Consider the following 15,927-nt stretch of genomic DNA (forward strand, 5'->3'; position numbering starts at 1 on the left):
CGATGCCGGCCTGGCTGCTGTGCACCATGACGCTGGCGCTGCTGTTGAGCGCCGCCGCCTGGCGCGCCGAGCGCACGCAGCAAAGGCGCGGGCGCACGACGCGCTGGTTGTGGCTGGCGGCCATCGCCGCGTCCGCCATCGTGCCCCTGGCATGGCTGCCCGGCGTGCTGGCGGCCATGCCGGCGGAACAGGCGCAGCTGAAACTGGGCTGGTTCATGCTATCGAGCGGCATGTTGCTGCTGCTGGCGCTGCGCAGCGTCTGGCTGCTGTCGCACCAGCGCCGCTGGCAGAAAACATCGTTGCTGGGCACGCCCGTATACTTGAGTGGCGGCATCGGTCCCTGCGTGGCGGGACTGCTGCGGCCGCGCATCGTGATGCCCGTCTGGCTGCGACTGATTTCGTCCCAGCAACAGGCGCTGCTGCTGGCGCACGCCCAATGCCGGCTGGCCGCGCGCGACCCGCAGCTGCTGGCCCTGGCGTACGCCTTGATTATTCTCATGCCGTGGAATGTGCCCCTGTGGTGGCAGCTGCACCGGCTGCGCTTTGCCATCGAAGTCGATTGCGACGCGCGCATGCTGGCGCAGGGCCACGCGCTGCGCGACTATGCCATCGTGCTGCGCCAGCACGGCCAGTATTATTCGGGGCTGACGGGCGCCTCGCCCATCGTGCTGAACGACCCGCGCGCACTGCGCCGGCGCCGCCGCCTGATGGCCAGATTTACCCGGAACCGGGCGGCGAACTTGCTATAGTAGCGGCAACGCCGCGCAATGCGCCCGCGCCACCGGCTTCCCCTTCAGAAATCAGAGAGATACCATGCTTTACCTGCTTGCCATCGTGATCGTCATCGCCCTGCTGTACTACGTCTTCAGCGGCCGCACGCCCGCCAAACCGCTGCACAAGCCGCTCATGTCGGTGCGCCAGTACGTGCCGGCGATTCCTGCGGGCGCACCCGCGCATCACTGGACCGATGAGGGGCGCTTTGCGTCGGAAGTGGAAAACGAATCGATGTACCAGCCCGCCATCGCCAAACTGGCCGGCGAGCATGGTCCCGGCAATGCGGAAGAGAAATGCCTGGCCCTGCTCGTCTGCGACGATGCCAACCCGTTCCAGGACAAGGCCATCGCCGTCTTCATCGATGGCCAGCTGGTCGGCTACCTGTCGCACAACGACGCGCTGCGCCTGCGCCGCAACCTGGGCCGCATGGACCTGGTGGGCCAGCTGACCTCGTGCGACGCCGTCATCCGCGGCGGCGGACTGTGGAATGGCAAGCGCCTGTCATACGCCGTCTGGCTGGACTTGCAGCCCTACAACTAAACGCTATCCCGCGCGCGCCAGCCTGACGGCGCGCGTGGCGATAAAGCTGGGCAGGTATTTTTCAATTTCAAAGCGCGGGTGGGGATGCATTTCCTCGTGGTAACCCGCCAGCACGAAGCCCGCCGCCAGCTGGCCGCCGATCTGGCTGTCCAGGCCGTGGCCGAAGATCAGTGCCTCGCCCCTTTCCATGCGCGCCGCCAGCGCATCGGCATCCATATCCGCCACGTCCGAATACGGCAGCACGAAACGCGGCCGTATCAAGCCCTGTTTTGCCCATTGCGGGTCGCGGTCGCCGATGAACACGGCCGGGTTGAAGAAACTGCTCAACAGCACGCCAGCGTCCGCCAGCACGCGCGCGCATTCGCGCCACACGGAGGCGATATCGGGCACGTACTGGTTCGACACGGGATGGACGATGACATCGAAGCTGGCGTCGGCGAAGCAGGCCAGGTCGCGCATGTCGCCCTGCACGGTGGCCAGTTGCAAGCCGTCGCGCTCGGCCACCATGCGGTCTTGCGCCAGTTGCTGCTCAGACAGATCAAAGACGGTCACATGCGCGCCGGCGGCCGCCAGCACGGGCGCCTGTTGCCCGCCGGCGCCGGCCAGGCACAGGATGCGCTTGCCACGCACGTCATCCAGCCAACCGGCCGGCAAGGGGCCGGGCGTCAGGTGGATGAGCCACTGTCCGGCGCGCGCCGCCGCGATGGTGGCGCTGTCGACGGGCTGCGACCACGGACTGTTCCGGGCCGCCTGGGCATCCCAGGCTTGCTGATTATGCCGCAAGAAGTTGTTACCTAAAGGCATCGTCATCCTTTCAGAAAAAAGCAGGACGCGAATGTAGCATGACACAAGGCAAGGCGTCGCACTTTGCAAAAAAACCACACAATTCCTGATGGAAACTTCTTCGCCCGCACCGCCATTCCCTTGGTGCGGCGAGGCCTGCGCCCCGCTTTTCCGCCTGCGCACGGCTTGCACGACAGAGAAAATAATTACAAATAAGATATTTGTTTCCAGAAATCTGGTAAGGTCATTTGCATCGGCCACCCGCAGCGATGGCCGGCCCCGATCCTGTTTTCAGCGCCACGACGCTCTATTTGCCTGCCCACGATGATACCTGCCAGCGTCCAGCACCTTTTCCACCTGCCCGCCGATCCGGCCCAGCTGCACCACGGCCAGCATGCGCCGGGCCTGGTGCTGCTGTCGCTCGTGATCGCCATTTTCACGTCGTGGATGGCCTTCCAGATGACGGCGTACAGCCGCGCGCAGGCGAGCATCAGCCGCCGCTTGCACTTGCTGTGCCTGCTGGCCGGCAGCCTGGCGCTGGGCTGCGGCGTGTGGGCCATGCATTTCATCGGCATGCTGGCCTTCGAGCTGGGCACCAGCGTCGCCTACGATCCGGGCCTGACCTTGCTGTCCATCGTGCCCAGCGTGGCGGCCTCGTTCGTGGCCCTGGCCACCATCAGCCGGCGCGCCGTCACGGCGCCGCTGCTGCTCAGGAGCGGCTTGCTGGTGGGCCTGGGCATCGGCGCCATGCATTACACGGGCATGCACGCCATGCGCATGGGCCTGTCGCTGCGCTACGAGCCGCTGCTGTTCGCGCTGTCGCTCGTCGTTGCCGTGGCGCTGGCCACCGTGGCCCTGTGGATACGCTTCGGCCTGCGCGGCTGGAGCGGCCGCGTGTCTGCCTCGCGGCGCACCTTGATCAGCGCCGGCGTCATGGGTTGCGCGATTGCCGGGATGCATTACATGGGCATGCAAGCCGCCCGCTTCGTGGGGACGATTCCCCCAGGCAATGATGCCGATGCCAACCGGCCCATGCTGGTGATCAGCGTGACCCTGCTGACCATCGCCCTGACGATCCTCGTCGCTTCGGCCGTGGGCATCTTGCGCTACCGCGAACTGTTTCGCCACCTGAACCAGAGCGAACACTGGACGCGCTCGCTGTTGACGAGCACGGTCGACGGCGTCATCACCATCGACCGGCATGGCGGCATCGTCGACTTCAACGGCGCCGCCGAGCGCATCCTCGGCTGGCGGGCGGCGGAAATTGTCGGCCGCCACGTCAGCCTGCTGGTCAGCGACGTGCGCCAGTCGGAACAGCAGGGCCTGCTGCACTACCTGCGCACGGGCGAAGGCGAGGCGGTCCACACCAGCGAGGAAATCGTCTACCTGCGCAAGGATGGGGTGCCGGTCGCCGTGCAGCGCTCGATGGCCAGCGCGCGCCTGGCCGACCAGGATTTATATGTGCTGTTCATTACGGACATCAGCGAACGGCGCGCCATGCTGGCCGCCCTGCGCGAAAGCGAGCAGCAGTTGCGCTCGCTGATCGGCAATCTGCCCGGCATCGCCTTTCGCTGCACCACGGCGGAAAACCAGCCCATGCTGTTCATCAGCGATGGCGTGGAAGGGGTCACCGGCTATCCGCCCGCCGACTTTCTCGGCGCCGCTCCGCGCCGCACCATCACGGGCCTGATCGCCAGCGAAGAGCGCGCCTACGTCATCGACGTCTTCAACCGCAGCGTCGCCAGCGGCGAGCCCTACCTGCTCGAATACCGGCTGCTGCATGCGGACGGCACGGCGCGCTGGCTGTGGGAGCGGGGCACCGTCGTGCACGACGCGGCAGGCGCCGTGCGCTGGGTCGACGGCGTCATCCTCGACATCAGCGAACGGCGGCAAATGGAGGAAGACTTGCGCATGGCCAAGGAAAAAGCGGAGCTGGCGGCCGCCACGCGGGCCAGCTTCGTCGCCAACATGAGCCATGAAATCCGCACGCCGATGAATTCCATCCTCGGCTTTACCGATGTGCTGCTCGACTCGCCGCTGGCGCCCGAGCAGCGGCGCCACCTCGATACCGTACGCCAGTCCGGCCGCTCGCTGTTGCGCCTGCTCAACGAAGTGCTCGATACTGCCAAGCTGGACAAGGGCGCCGTGGCGCTGGAATTGCGCGACTACAGCCTGCTGGCGCTGGTCGACGAACTGGCGTCCACGTATGGCATCCATGCGCGCGCCAAGGGTTTGCGCATGGAGGTGCAGTACGACCCGCAACTGCCGGCCATGCTGCATGGCGACGAATTGCGCATGCGGCAAGTGCTGGGCAACCTGCTCGACAACGCCATCAAGTTCACGCCCGGCGGCGTCGTCAGCCTGGCGGCGCGCCGCGACGATGGCCAGCTGCACCTGCTGGTGCAGGACAGCGGCATCGGCATCCCCGCGGAACGGCGCGACGCCATTTTTGATCCCTTCGTGCAAGCGGACGCCTCGACCACGCGGCGCTTCGGCGGCACGGGCCTGGGCACCACCATCAGCCGGCAGCTGGTGACCCTGATGCAGGGGCGCATCTGGGCCGATGCCGCCTTGCCGCACGGCAGCGTGTTCCACGTCATGCTGCCCTTGCTGCCGGCGCGCCAGGCGGCGCTGCCCGCCAGCGAACGGCGCAGCGTGCGCCTGCCGCCCCTGCGCGTGCTGGCCGCCGACGACGTGCCGCAAAACCTGGAACTGCTGAGCTTACTGCTGGGCAAGCGTGGCCACACGGTGGTCACGGCCGGCGATGGCGCGCAAGCCTTGCAACTGGCGCAGCAGGATGACTTCGACGTGCTGCTGCTGGACTTGCAAATGCCACACATGGATGGCCTGGCCGCCACGCAAGCCATCCGTGCCGCCGCCCTGCGCGACGGACGCCCGCGCGTGCCCGTGATCGCCATGACGGCCAGCGTGCTCGAAGCGCACCGCAAGGCGGCGCGGGCGGCCGGCATGGACGGTTTTGCCACCAAGCCCGTCGAATGGCAGGCGCTGGCGCTGGAAATCGCGCGCGTGCTGGGCCTGGCGGCGGACCCGGCCGACGATAGCCTCGCACCGCCGCCCGCTGGCGGACGGGTGCTGCACCATGCGGGCGCCCTGCAGCGCTGGGCCGGCAACGACAGCGCCTACCGCGCGGCGCTGGCCCGTTTCGGACGCGAGCATCCGCGCCTGCCGCCCGCCCTGCTGGCCGCCATCGAAGCGCGCGACCACGCGGCGCTCTTGTCGCACAGCCACCAACTGCGCGGCGTGGCCGCCAACCTGGGACTGGAGCAACTGGCCGCCAGCCTGGCGGCGCTGGAGCAATGCTGCGCCGGTCCCGGTCCCGCCACGGCGCAGCAGCTCGACGAAATCCTGGGCGCCCTGCTGACGCAATGGCCGGCGGCCTTGGCTGCCATCGCCCGGCTGGCGCCGCCTGCCTTGCCGGCGGCAACGGCGGCGGCGGCCATCGACGTGCCCGCCGTCCGGCAAGCGGCCAGTGCCCTGTTAAGCGCCTTGCGGCGCGGCGAACTCGATGACGCGGCGCAAGCACAGTTGCAGCACGCCATGGGCGCGCAAGCGGACGAGCTGACGCCGCTGCTGCATGCCATCGACGACTTTGATTTCCCCCTGGCACAGTCGCTGCTGCACGACTTGCTGCACACCTACGCCCCGGAGTCCCCATGAATGCACCAGCCAGGCCCGTGATTCTCATCGTCGACGATGAGGCGGCCAATTTGCAATTGCTGCGCCAGATCTTGCAGAACGACTATGCGCTGCTGTTCGCCAAGGATGGCGCGCGGGCGCTGGCACTGGCGCAGCAGGAGCGCCCGGCCCTGATCCTGCTCGACGTGATGATGCCCGGCATGAGCGGCCACGACGCCTGCCGCCAGCTGAAGGCCGCGCCGCTGACGGCCGCCATCCCCGTCATTTTCGTCACGGCCCTGAACGACATGCGCGACGAACTGAGCGGTTTTGAGGCGGGTGCCGTCGATTACATCACCAAGCCGCTCAGCCCCGCCATCGTGCGCGCCCGCGTGCGCACGCACCTGTCGCTGGTGCGCATCGATGAATTGAAGGAAACGCGGCTGCAGATCGTCCAGCGCCTGGGCCTGGCGGCCGAATACAAGGACAATGAAACAGGCTTGCACGTGATCCGCATGAGCCATTACGCGCGCCTGCTGGGCGTGGCCGCCGGCATGGACGAGGCCGCCGCGGACGACCTGCTGCACGCGGCGCCCATGCACGACGTGGGCAAGATCGGCATCCCCGACCGCATCCTGCAAAAGCCGGGCAAGCTCGACGCGGACGAGTGGAGCATCATGCAGACGCACGCGCGCATCGGCGGCGACATCATCGGCGAACATGCGGAAGGCGGCATGCTGGCGCTGGCGCGCGCCATCGCCGTGTCGCACCATGAAAAATGGGATGGCAGCGGTTACCCGAACGGCTTGGCAGGCGAAGCGATCCCGCTGGCGGGGCGCATCGTCGCCGTGGCGGACGTGTTCGACGCGCTGACCTCGGTGCGCCCGTACAAGCGCGCGTGGTCGGTGACGGACGCCGTGGGCTATCTGCAAGCGCAACAAGGCAGCCATTTCGATGCGCGGCTGGTCGACCTGTTTGTCGGGGAATTGCCCGCCATCGACGCCATCCGGCTGCGCTGGGCAGAGAAAGCGGAACACCACGCGCCCGCTTGAAGAGTGAACTCCCGCCACGGCCAGCGTTGTTGCGTCACACAAGCAAGTGCCGGACAGATGGCGCCGGCGCCGATGCAGACCACTGGAGGGGCCAGGAGTTCAATGCCATTATGGCTGGCGGCGGGGCAGGCATTTTGATGCACATCAAACAGCTTGCACTTTCCTGGCTGCGCACTTGCAGATGGCCCTGGCCTCTCTTTTTTTGACTTACATCAAGCCCAGCATAAGAAAAGCCCCGGCCAGCACGGCAATGCTGGACTTGCCCGTGTTGCCGTTCTAGCCTTGTTGCCATCCTGACTACCGAGTGACAACATGGCTTACAAATCCATCCTCGTCCACGCCGACCTGTCGCGCCATGCGCCGCAGCGCATCGCCATCGCGGCGCGGCTGGCGCACGCGCACCAGGCGCACCTGATCGGCGCCGCCATGACGGGCATGTCGCGCTTTACCCTGGAAAACAACCGCGGCATGCGCGGCGGCGCCGTGGCGGCGCAGATTTCAGCCTTGCATGGGCAGGCGGAACAGGCGCTGGACCAGTTCGAGACGCTGGCGCGCCAGGCCGGCGCCGCCTCGCTCGAGCGCCGCCTGATCGAAGACGATGAGGATGGCGGCATGGCCGTCAGCGCCCGCTACAGCGATCTGACCGTGCTGAGCCAGCACGACGCCGGCGAAGCCTTGCCCGGCGCCATGAGCGACCTGGTGCCCTACGTGATGCTGAACGCGGCCCGTCCCGTGCTGATCGTGCCGCGCAGCGGCCAGTTCGCACAGGTGGACAACACGGTCGTGGTGGCCTGGGATGGCAGCATGGAAGCGACGCGCGCCATCGGCCACGCCCTGCCCCTCTTGCGCGCGGCGCGCCTGGTGGTGCTGGCCCTGCTGCACCCGCCGGTCGGCCACGCGCAGCCGGCGCGCCATCCGGGCGCCGACATCGCCGCCTACCTGAGCCGCCATGGCGTGCCCGTGGAAGTGCGCCCGGCCGTCGCCACGGGCGACATCGGCGCGGCGCTGCTGGCCATGGCCGCCGAAGTGCATGCGGACTTGCTGGTGATGGGCGGCTACGGCCACGCGCGCTTCCGCGAAATCCTGCTGGGCGGCGTGACGGAAACCGTGCTGCGCCAGATGACCTTGCCGGTGCTGATGGCGCACTGACACCAAGCGCGCTCCATGTCGTTGCACAATGGGTATACTTGCCTGTTTATCCATATCAAAGCAATGTACATGAACCAACAACTCCTCAATTGGGGCAATAGCCTGGTGCCGTTCGGCGGCGAACTGCTGTGGACCGCCCTGCCGTGGATGCTGCTGTGCAGCGCGGCCGGCTTCGTGCTGGCGCTCGGCATCTGCTACCAGCTGGCCAGAAAATGCCTGCTGGTGCGCCGTCCCCGCGCCTGGCATGTGGCCGCCAAGCTCAGCTATGTACTGATCCTGCTCGCGCTGCCGCTCCTCGGTGCCGGGTTTGGCGCCGTGCACAGCGTGCACCGCGTGGTCAACCAGGCCCTCGAGCGCGACTTGCAGCCCGTGGTCGAGGCACAGATGCCGGCGCTGCGCGTCTACCTGGAACAGCAGGTCAAGCTGATCGCCCCGGGCCAGCCCATCAGCGTGCGCAGCCTGCTCGAACCGTTCGTGCAAGGCATGTATTACCAGCCCACATCGAGCAGCTACTGGGAACGCAGCAAGGCGCGCTGGATCAATGAATTCATTCTGCGCCGCGGCAGCGTGCTGCTGACGCAGGTGCTGCAGGAACAGCTGATCGCCAGGGTCGGCCTGCTCGGCGAAGCGCTCAAGGGCGCCAACTTCCGTGGCCAGGCGACTGGCGAGCTGGCCGCGCTGGGCACCGACCTGGCCGTGCGCCTGACCACCGACGTGGCGCGCCATGCCGACTTCAGCAAACTCGACAAGTCAGTGCCGATGATTTTCATCGACGCCATCAAACGGCAAGCCGGCGCCTATTTCAATTCGCTCAAGATCACGCTGGGCCTGTTCGCGCTGGCGGCGCTGCTGCTGGTATGGGGCGAGATCATGCTGTACCGCCATTACTACCTGCGCCGCCATCCGCCCGCCGCGGCCCTGCCCGTGTCGCCCATGTAAAAAAAGCCGCGCCTCCTTGCGGATGGCGCGGCTTTCAGGCGGCAGCTAAACCCTTAGGCTTTGCGCTGCGCCACGGCGTCGACGACGCACAGGGCCGTCATGTTGACGATGCGGCGCACGGTGGCCGATGGCGTCAGGATGTGCACGGGCTTGGCGCAACCGAGCAGGATCGGACCGACGGCGATGCCGTTGCCGGCGGCCGTCTTCACCAGGTTGTAGGCGATGTTGGCCGATTCGATGTTCGGCATGACGAGCAGGTTGGCGTCGTTCTTCAGTGCCGAATTCGGCATGATTTTTTGACGCAGCTTGCTGTCGAGGGCCGTATCGCCGTGCATTTCGCCGTCGATTTCCAGGTCCGGCGCGCGTTCCTTGATGATGGCCAGCGCGGCGCGCATCTTTTGCGCCGAGGCGCTGTCGCTGGAACCGAAGTTCGAGTGCGACAGCAGGGCCGCGCGCGGCGACAGGCCGAAACGGGTCATCTCTTCGGCGGCCATGATGGTGATCTCGGCCAACTGGTCCGCGTCCGGGTTTTCATTGACGTGCGTGTCGACCATCACCAGCTGGCGTTCCGGCATGATCAGCACGTTCATGGCAGCGTAGACATTGCTGCCGGCGCGCTTGCCCAGCACCTGGTCGATGTATTTCAGGTGCAGCTGGGTGGTGCCGAAGGTGCCGCAGATCATGCCGTCGGCGTCGCCCTTGTGGATCATCATCGAACCGATCAGGGTGTGACGGCGGCGCATTTCCAGTTTAGCGTATTCCTCGGTGACGCCTTTGCGGCTCGTCATGGCGTAGTACGTATTCCAGTAATCGCGATAGCGCTCGTCGAAGTCCGGGTTGATGACGTCGAAGTCGACGCCTTGCTTGAGGCGCAGGCCGAACTTCTGGATGCGCGCTTCGAGTACCGGTGGGCGGCCGACCAGGATGGGACGCGCCAGTTTTTCATCGACCACCACTTGCACGGCGCGCAGCACGCGCTCTTCTTCGCCTTCGGCGTAGACGATGCGTTTGAGTTCGGCCGGCGTGGATTTGGCCATCAGGAACAGCGGCTTCATGAAGGTGCCGCTGCGGTAGACGAATTGCTGCAGGCTGTCCGCGTACGCTTGCAAGTCCTTGATCGGACGCGTGGCGACGCCGGAATCCTCGGCCGCCTTGGCCACCGCTGGCGCGATCTTGATCAGCAAACGGGGATCGAACGGCATCGGGATCAGGTATTCAGGACCGAACGACAGGTTGCTGATGCCGTAGGTGGTAGCGACGATGTCCGACTGCTCGGCATGCGCCAGGTCGGCGATCGCGTGCACGACGGCGATTTCCATTTCGCGCGTGATCGTCGTGGCGCCGCAATCGAGGGCGCCGCGGAAGATGTACGGGAAGCACAGCACGTTGTTGACCTGGTTCGGATAGTCCGAACGGCCCGTGGCGATGATGGCGTCGCTGCGCACGGCCTTGACTTCTTCCGGCAGGATTTCCGGATTCGGGTTGGCCAGCGCCAGGATCAGCGGGTTCGGCGCCATCTTCCGCACCATGTCTTGCTTCAGCACGCCGCCAGCGGAGACGCCGAGGAAGATGTCGGCGTCCGGGATGATCTCGGCCAGGGTGCGCAGCGGCGTGTCTTGCGCGAAGCGTTCCTTGTCCGGGTCCATCAGTTCTGTGCGGCCCTTGTAGACGACGCCGGCCAGGTCGGTGACGTAGATGTTTTTCAGGGGGAAGCCCAGGTCGACGATCAGGTCCAGGCAGGCCAGCGCCGCAGCGCCCGCGCCCGACACGACCAGCTTGCAATCCTCGATTTTCTTGCCGACGGCTTTCAAGCCGTTCAGGATGGCCGCGCCGACGATGATGGCGGTGCCGTGCTGGTCGTCATGGAAGACGGGAATCTTCATACGGTCGCGCAGCTGGCGCTCGATGTAGAAGCACTCGGGCGCCTTGATGTCTTCCAGGTTCACGCCGCCGAAGGTCGGTTCCAGCGAAGCGATGATATCGACCAGCTTGTCCGGGTCCATCTCGTTGATTTCGATGTCGAAGACGTCGATGCCGGCGAACTTCTTGAACAGCACGCCCTTGCCTTCCATCACCGGCTTGGCGGCCAGCGGACCGATATTGCCCAGGCCCAGCACGGCCGTGCCGTTGGTGATGACGGCCACCAGGTTGCCGCGCGCCGTATATTTATAGGCATTCGCCGGATCGATGACGATTTCTTCGCAGGGAGCGGCCACGCCTGGCGAGTAGGCCAGCGCCAGGTCGCGCTGGTTGGTCAGTTGTTTGGTCGGCGTCACGCTGATTTTGCCGGGGCGCGGGCACTCGTGATACTCGAGTGCGGCCAAGCGCAATTGTTGACGCAATTCTTCTTTTTTATCAGATGACGAATCCATGCTGTGCTGCCTTCCTGTTTGGTCGATCGGGTGTTCCGGATTTTATCAGACCGATTCTTTCAATTAGCTAGGTATTTTCCGCTAGCCACAGTCTGATATCACGAAAACGCATAACCTAGCATTGTAAGGCCGTGCGGCGGCACAAACGTCCTGAACAGGAAAAACTATCGAATTTTAGATTTCAATTAGTTTTTATGATGGAATGTCGGCGGCGCGCCACAGCGGCAGCGCGGCGACGGCGCGCTCGATATCGTCCATGTCGTCCGCGCCCAGGGTGCCGTCGAACGGCGCGGACAAAATGCGGCGCATCAGCGCCAGGCGCGTCGTCGCTTGCTGCGCGTCGATGAAGCGCGTCGTCTCCGCGCAATACTGCGCGCGGCGCAGGGCATCGGCGCCGTCATCGTCGCCGTCGGGATAATAATGGCGGCCGATGTGCTGCAGCGACTGCAGCAGGAATTCGATCTCGCGCAGGATGCGCAGCGCATCCTCGCCGGACAGCACGATGCGGCGGTTGGCGGGCAGCAGGGACGGCGGCGCGGCCCGGTTATTCAAAATTTTCATCGGTCAAGAAGGCATACTCGTCATCGATCAGCATCTGCAGATACGAGTCGAAGCTGTCGGCGATGACCAGGTAGCTGTCGGGATCGTGCAGGAAGCGCACCACCTGCCCCACATTGCCCGACGCCGTGGGCGTGAAATCGATATACAGCCGCGACGAGCCGCCATTGTTCATGCAATGCGAAAAACACAGGCGCTGGCCCTGCTTGATGCCGGCGTCGATGCGGGCGTCGACGATGCCGGGATCGTCGTCCAGATAATGGCCGTAGATGTCGGCGATGCTGCGCTGGTTCGCCTGCCCATCCTTGAGGATCTGCTCGACGGAGCTCAGGTAATACGGATACTCGAACACGTCCGAGCCCAGCATGTATACCAGCACCGTGCCGCCCGCATACTTCTGATAATAGGTGCCGTTGTACAGGCCCAGCAAGCGCAGCAGGCTATCCGGGCACAGCGGATACGTTTGGCGCAGGCTGGCCAGTTGCGCCGCGCTGGCGCCGCTGGCCAGCGCCAGCTCCGCCAGCGGCTCGGGCGGCATGGCCTGGCGCAAGCCTGCCAAATAATCGTCGACGATGTTCATGGGCGAAATATAGCAGCTGCCGGCACCCGGCAAGCGCACGCTAACGCGACGGTGCCAGATGAGCGCCGGGCGCGAAGCGCACGGCGATCAGCAACAAGACCACGACGCCGGCGGCCATCACCATCCATGCCTGGGCCAGGCTGGACGAATGCTGGCGGATCAGGCCGGCGATGAAGGGCATGCTGCTGGCGATGATGTAGCCGCCGCCCTGCACAAAGCCCAGCAGCGCGCCGGCGCCGGCCGGGTCCGTCACATGGTCCATGCTGACGATCAGCGACAGGGGAAACAAAGAGCCGATGCCGCAGCCCAGGAATATCACGGCGGGCAGCGCCAGTTGCGCGGGCGCCACGATCAGGCAAGCCAGGCCGGCCAGCACGGCCAGCAGGACGGACAGCAGCAGGATGCGGCGGTCGGGAAAGCGGTGGATGACGCTGGAAAGCACCAGTCCCGCCAGCACTTCCACCAGGGTCAGGCCGCCCAGCAGCAAGCCGCTGTCGGCCGCGCTCCAGCCCAGTTCCGTATAAAACGGCGGCAGCCAGGCCAGCACCAGCGTGTAGGCGCCCGTGCCGATGCCGAAAAACACCATCAGCAGCCAGGCGCGGCCACTGCCCACGGGCAGGCTGGCGCCGGCGCCGCCGGCCACGTCCACGCGCGAAGCCGATGCGCGGCGCCACAGCAGCGCGGCCGCCACGGCGGGCAGCGCCCACAGGGCCAGCAGCGCCTGCCACCCCAGCGACTGCGCCAGCGGTGAGGCGGACGCGGCTGCAATGGCCGCGCCGCCCATGATGCCCGTCGTATAAAACCCCATCAGCTGCCCTGCCCGCGCGGGGAAATGGCGCTTGATGAAGGCGGGTAGCAGCGCCTGCACCAGCGCGATGCCCAGGCCGCCCAAGGCCGCCGTGGCGATCAGGCCGCCGCTGCCGTGCAGGGGCCAGCGCAGCGCGCAGGCACAAGCGATGATGGCGATGCCGATGCCGATGCCGCGCGCCACGCCCAGGCGCCGCTGCAGCTGCGCGCCCAGCAAGGCGCACACGCCCATGGCGAACACGGGCACGGTGGTGAGCAAGCCCGCGTCAGCATTGCTGAGGCCCGTGCCGGCCTGGATGCTGTCCAGCAAGGGGCCGATGGCGGCCAGGATGGGCCGCAGGTTCAGGCCCAGCAGGATGATGGCGGCCACCACCAGGGCGGACGAGGGAAGCGGGGAAGAGACGGGGCGTTCGGATGGCATGGGAGAGTAGTCCTTGCCTCGCTGGGAGGCACATGGTTTAATGCGTCATATAAAATAACTCGATGAAAAGTATCTTAACATAAAGATAGAAATGTATCTTGATGTCGAGATAAATGGATGGCACCATGACAGATACCCCGCAAGAACACACGCGCGCGCAATTTGCCGCCGCACAATGGCAGCGCGAACTGCCGCAGATGGATACGAACGCCATGCAGCTGGTGGGCCAGCTGGGCACGGTGGCCCAGCTGATGGCGCGCGACTGGCTCAACCCCCTGTTTGCGGAACACGGCTTGCAGCCGGGCGAATTCGACGTGCTGGCCACCCTGCGCCGCTCGGGCGCGCCATATGCGCTGACGCCGACGGCCCTGTACGAGGCGGCCATGCTGTCCTCGGGCGGCATGACCAACCGCATCGACCGCCTGGAAGCGGCCGGCCTGATCGAACGCCGGAAGCATCCGACGGACCGGCGCGGCGTGCTGGTGGCCCTGACGCAAAGGGGATTGGAATTGATTGAAAGGCTGGTGCTGTTGCACGTGGACAACGAGCGCGCGATGCTCTCGGCTTTGAACTCGGACGAGCAGCGCCAGCTCGACCAGTTGCTGGCCAAGCTGCTGCACGGCATGGCGCAGGTGAAGAAAGTCTAAGTTTAGGAAAGCAGGCGCGCCAGCTCGCGCAGGGCCGCATGGCCGCGCCGGGCTTGGCGCTGCAATTCTTCCGGCGCGCAGTGTCCATACAGGGCCTGGACGTGGCCCTCGCTGGCGGCGCGCAGGTCGAGTTCGCCCGCACCGGGATCGGGCAACTGCCCCTCGACCAGGGTCAGGAAATAATGGCGGGGCGCGCCATGCAGGTTGGTCGCGAACTGCAGCACCAGGCCGCTGTCGAACAGCAGCGCCCCGCTGTGGGCGCCACTTTCCAGCAGCAGCCGGAACGGCGGCAGGGGGCGCCGCGCCGCGCGCAGCACGCTGGCCAGGCGCACTTGATAGCCGAGCTCCAGCCCGTTCGCGTGCAAGCGGCCCTGCTGCAGATACACCTTGAACGAGGCCTGCACGGCGCGGCCGGCACGGCGGAACCAGCGTTCGTCCTCATACAGGCACAGCTGGCCGCCGTCGCACAGCTCGTAAAACCCGCGCGCCAGCAGTTCCGGCGCCGTAAACGTGTCCAGGCCGACGGCCTGCGGTTCGCGCAGCCAGCCGTCGTCAAGATAGGATTGCATCAGGGCGTGGATATCGTGGAAGGGCATAGGGGCATGATCGGCGGTGGCAAAGGCCTGTATTGTAGGCCAGCCTATAATAGCCGGGCCACACCATCATTCAACGAACAGACCACGCCATGGCCCCACACGACGCGCTTTCCGAATTCGACCTGATCAAACAATATTTCGTGCGCCAGCGCCCCGGCCGCGCCACCCTGGGCATCGGCGACGATTGCGCGCTGCTCACGCCCGGCGCGGGCAAGCAGATCGCCATCTCCTCGGACATGCTGGTCGAGGACCGGCACTTCTTTGCCGGCGCCGACGCCCGCATGCTGGGCCACAAAAGCCTGGCCGTGAATTTGTCCGACCTGGCCGCCATGGGCGCGCGTCCCGTCGCATTTACTTTGGCCCTGGCCCTGCCGCAGGCGGAACGCGCCTGGCTGGCCGGCTTTGCCGACGGTCTGTTCGCGCTGGCCGACGCCTTTGATTGCGAACTCATCGGCGGCGACACCACCAAGGGCCCCTTAAATATCTGCATCACCGTGTTTGGCGAACTGACGCCGGGCCAGGCCCTGCGCCGCAGCGCGGCCGTGGCGGGCGACGATATCTGGGTCAGCGGCACGATCGGCGACGCGCGCCTGGCGCTGGCCGGCTACCGCATGGAACAGGAGCTGGCGCCCGCCGACCTGCTGACAGCGGCCGCGCGCATGCACACGCCCACGCCCCGCGTGGCGCTGGGCTGCGCCCTGGCCGAGGCGGGCCTGGCGCATGCGGCCATCGACATCTCGGACGGCCTGGTGGGAGACCTGGGCCATATCTTGAAAGCGTCGCAAGTGGGCGCCACTCTCGACGTCGACGCCCTGCCGGCCGGCCCCGTGCTGGCGCGGCAAGCGGCCAGCGTGCGCCGCCGCTACACGGCCGCCGGCGGCGACGACTATGAACTGTGCTTCACGGCGCCGACATCGTCGCGCGACGCCATCGCCGCCCTGGCGGCAAGCTGCGGCACGCCCGTCACGCGCGTGGGCAACATCGAGGCGCAGGCAGGCCTGCGGCTGGTGGATGCAAGGGGGCAGCCGCTCGACCTGCACTTATCGTCTTTCGACCACTTCAGCGACTAAGTT

Annotated in this window: 14 protein-coding genes; 8 read left to right on the plus strand and 6 right to left on the minus strand. The window is 66.2% G+C overall.

Annotation, left to right across the window (positions count from 1 at the left end; genetic code table 11):
• The first annotated feature begins 2 nt into the window (after positions 1–2).
• Both O3300_RS21935 and O3300_RS21940 read left to right on the plus strand, forming a co-directional pair.
• Positions 3–749, plus strand: coding sequence for a M56 family metallopeptidase (locus tag O3300_RS21935; RefSeq protein ID WP_305054107.1), 747 nt, complete (start codon positions 3–5; stop codon positions 747–749).
• Positions 750–813: 64 nt separating this feature from the next.
• A complete protein-coding gene (locus O3300_RS21940) occupies positions 814–1,314 on the plus strand; it encodes a hypothetical protein (protein ID WP_034780522.1) in 501 nt (166 codons plus the stop codon).
• Positions 1,315–1,317: 3 nt separating this feature from the next.
• Here O3300_RS21940 and O3300_RS21945 read toward each other — a convergent pair whose 3' ends face one another.
• Positions 1,318–2,124, minus strand: a complete 807-nt coding sequence (locus O3300_RS21945) for a class I SAM-dependent methyltransferase (protein WP_305054108.1) — start codon at positions 2,122–2,124, stop codon at positions 1,318–1,320.
• A gap of 297 nt (positions 2,125–2,421) precedes the next feature.
• Here O3300_RS21945 and O3300_RS21950 point away from each other — a divergent pair, with 297 nt between their 5' ends.
• The 4 genes from O3300_RS21950 to O3300_RS21965 all read left to right on the plus strand — a co-directional run bounded on the left by O3300_RS21950 (position 2,422) and on the right by O3300_RS21965 (position 8,873).
• On the plus strand, positions 2,422–5,775 hold the full coding sequence (locus O3300_RS21950) for an MHYT domain-containing protein (RefSeq protein ID WP_305054109.1): 3,354 nt from the start codon (positions 2,422–2,424) through the stop codon (positions 5,773–5,775).
• Entirely contained in the window at positions 5,772–6,785 is a 1,014-nt protein-coding gene (locus O3300_RS21955) for a two-component system response regulator (protein WP_305054110.1), read from the plus strand. Before O3300_RS21950 ends, O3300_RS21955 begins: the two co-directional genes overlap by 4 nt.
• Before the next feature lie 312 nt (positions 6,786–7,097).
• Positions 7,098–7,934, plus strand: coding sequence for a universal stress protein (locus O3300_RS21960; protein ID WP_305054111.1), 837 nt, complete (start codon positions 7,098–7,100; stop codon positions 7,932–7,934).
• Positions 7,935–8,003: 69 nt separating this feature from the next.
• Positions 8,004–8,873 (plus strand): hypothetical protein, encoded by an 870-nt coding sequence (locus O3300_RS21965; RefSeq protein ID WP_305054112.1) that lies wholly within the window; start codon positions 8,004–8,006, stop codon positions 8,871–8,873.
• A 53-nt stretch (positions 8,874–8,926) separates the two neighbouring features.
• Here O3300_RS21965 and O3300_RS21970 read toward each other — a convergent pair whose 3' ends face one another.
• From O3300_RS21970 to O3300_RS21985, 4 genes are all read right to left on the minus strand, one after another.
• Positions 8,927–11,245, minus strand: coding sequence for an NADP-dependent malic enzyme (locus O3300_RS21970; RefSeq protein ID WP_099666388.1), 2,319 nt, complete (start codon positions 11,243–11,245; stop codon positions 8,927–8,929).
• A 192-nt stretch (positions 11,246–11,437) separates the two neighbouring features.
• Positions 11,438–11,806, minus strand: a complete 369-nt coding sequence (locus tag O3300_RS21975; RefSeq protein ID WP_289903341.1) for a hypothetical protein — start codon at positions 11,804–11,806, stop codon at positions 11,438–11,440.
• Positions 11,790–12,383, minus strand: coding sequence for an SMI1/KNR4 family protein (locus O3300_RS21980; protein ID WP_305054113.1), 594 nt, complete (start codon positions 12,381–12,383; stop codon positions 11,790–11,792). The genes O3300_RS21975 and O3300_RS21980 overlap by 17 nt, the downstream gene beginning before the upstream one ends.
• A 40-nt stretch (positions 12,384–12,423) precedes the next feature.
• A complete protein-coding gene (locus tag O3300_RS21985) occupies positions 12,424–13,611 on the minus strand; it encodes an MFS transporter (RefSeq protein WP_305054115.1) in 1,188 nt (395 codons plus the stop codon).
• Between the two features lie 125 nt (positions 13,612–13,736).
• Here O3300_RS21985 and O3300_RS21990 point away from each other — a divergent pair, with 125 nt between their 5' ends.
• A complete protein-coding gene (locus O3300_RS21990) occupies positions 13,737–14,258 on the plus strand; it encodes a MarR family winged helix-turn-helix transcriptional regulator (protein ID WP_305054116.1) in 522 nt (173 codons plus the stop codon).
• 2 nt (positions 14,259–14,260) lie between these two features.
• Here the strand turns inward: O3300_RS21990 and O3300_RS21995 are convergent, their stop codons facing one another.
• Positions 14,261–14,854, minus strand: a complete 594-nt coding sequence (locus O3300_RS21995; protein WP_305054117.1) for a hypothetical protein — start codon at positions 14,852–14,854, stop codon at positions 14,261–14,263.
• Positions 14,855–14,943: 89 nt separating this feature from the next.
• Between O3300_RS21995 and thiL the strand changes: the two genes are divergently transcribed.
• A complete protein-coding gene (gene thiL / locus O3300_RS22000; RefSeq protein ID WP_305054118.1) occupies positions 14,944–15,924 on the plus strand; it encodes a thiamine-phosphate kinase in 981 nt (326 codons plus the stop codon).
• The last annotated feature ends 3 nt before the right edge of the window (positions 15,925–15,927 follow it).

The organism is Janthinobacterium sp. SUN206 (genome assembly GCF_030587305.1).
In the GTDB taxonomy this organism is placed as follows: domain Bacteria; phylum Pseudomonadota; class Gammaproteobacteria; order Burkholderiales; family Burkholderiaceae_D; genus Janthinobacterium; species Janthinobacterium kumbetense.

Bases quoted from the DNA above. Each gene is read 5' to 3' on its own strand.
- O3300_RS21935 (WP_305054107.1), top strand. From the start codon at position 3: ATGCCGGCCTGGCTGCTGTGCACCATGACGCTGGCGCTGCTGTTGAGC.
- O3300_RS21940 (WP_034780522.1), top strand. From the start codon at position 814: ATGCTTTACCTGCTTGCCATCGTGATCGTCATCGCCCTGCTGTACTAC.
- O3300_RS21945 (WP_305054108.1), bottom strand. From the start codon at position 2,124: ATGACGATGCCTTTAGGTAACAACTTCTTGCGGCATAATCAGCAAGCC.
- O3300_RS21950 (WP_305054109.1), top strand. From the start codon at position 2,422: ATGATACCTGCCAGCGTCCAGCACCTTTTCCACCTGCCCGCCGATCCG.
- O3300_RS21955 (WP_305054110.1), top strand. From the start codon at position 5,772: ATGAATGCACCAGCCAGGCCCGTGATTCTCATCGTCGACGATGAGGCG.
- O3300_RS21960 (WP_305054111.1), top strand. From the start codon at position 7,098: ATGGCTTACAAATCCATCCTCGTCCACGCCGACCTGTCGCGCCATGCG.
- O3300_RS21965 (WP_305054112.1), top strand. From the start codon at position 8,004: ATGAACCAACAACTCCTCAATTGGGGCAATAGCCTGGTGCCGTTCGGC.
- O3300_RS21970 (WP_099666388.1), bottom strand. From the start codon at position 11,245: ATGGATTCGTCATCTGATAAAAAAGAAGAATTGCGTCAACAATTGCGC.
- O3300_RS21975 (WP_289903341.1), bottom strand. From the start codon at position 11,806: ATGAAAATTTTGAATAACCGGGCCGCGCCGCCGTCCCTGCTGCCCGCC.
- O3300_RS21980 (WP_305054113.1), bottom strand. From the start codon at position 12,383: ATGAACATCGTCGACGATTATTTGGCAGGCTTGCGCCAGGCCATGCCG.
- O3300_RS21985 (WP_305054115.1), bottom strand. From the start codon at position 13,611: ATGCCATCCGAACGCCCCGTCTCTTCCCCGCTTCCCTCGTCCGCCCTG.
- O3300_RS21990 (WP_305054116.1), top strand. From the start codon at position 13,737: ATGACAGATACCCCGCAAGAACACACGCGCGCGCAATTTGCCGCCGCA.
- O3300_RS21995 (WP_305054117.1), bottom strand. From the start codon at position 14,854: ATGCCCTTCCACGATATCCACGCCCTGATGCAATCCTATCTTGACGAC.
- thiL (WP_305054118.1), top strand. From the start codon at position 14,944: ATGGCCCCACACGACGCGCTTTCCGAATTCGACCTGATCAAACAATAT.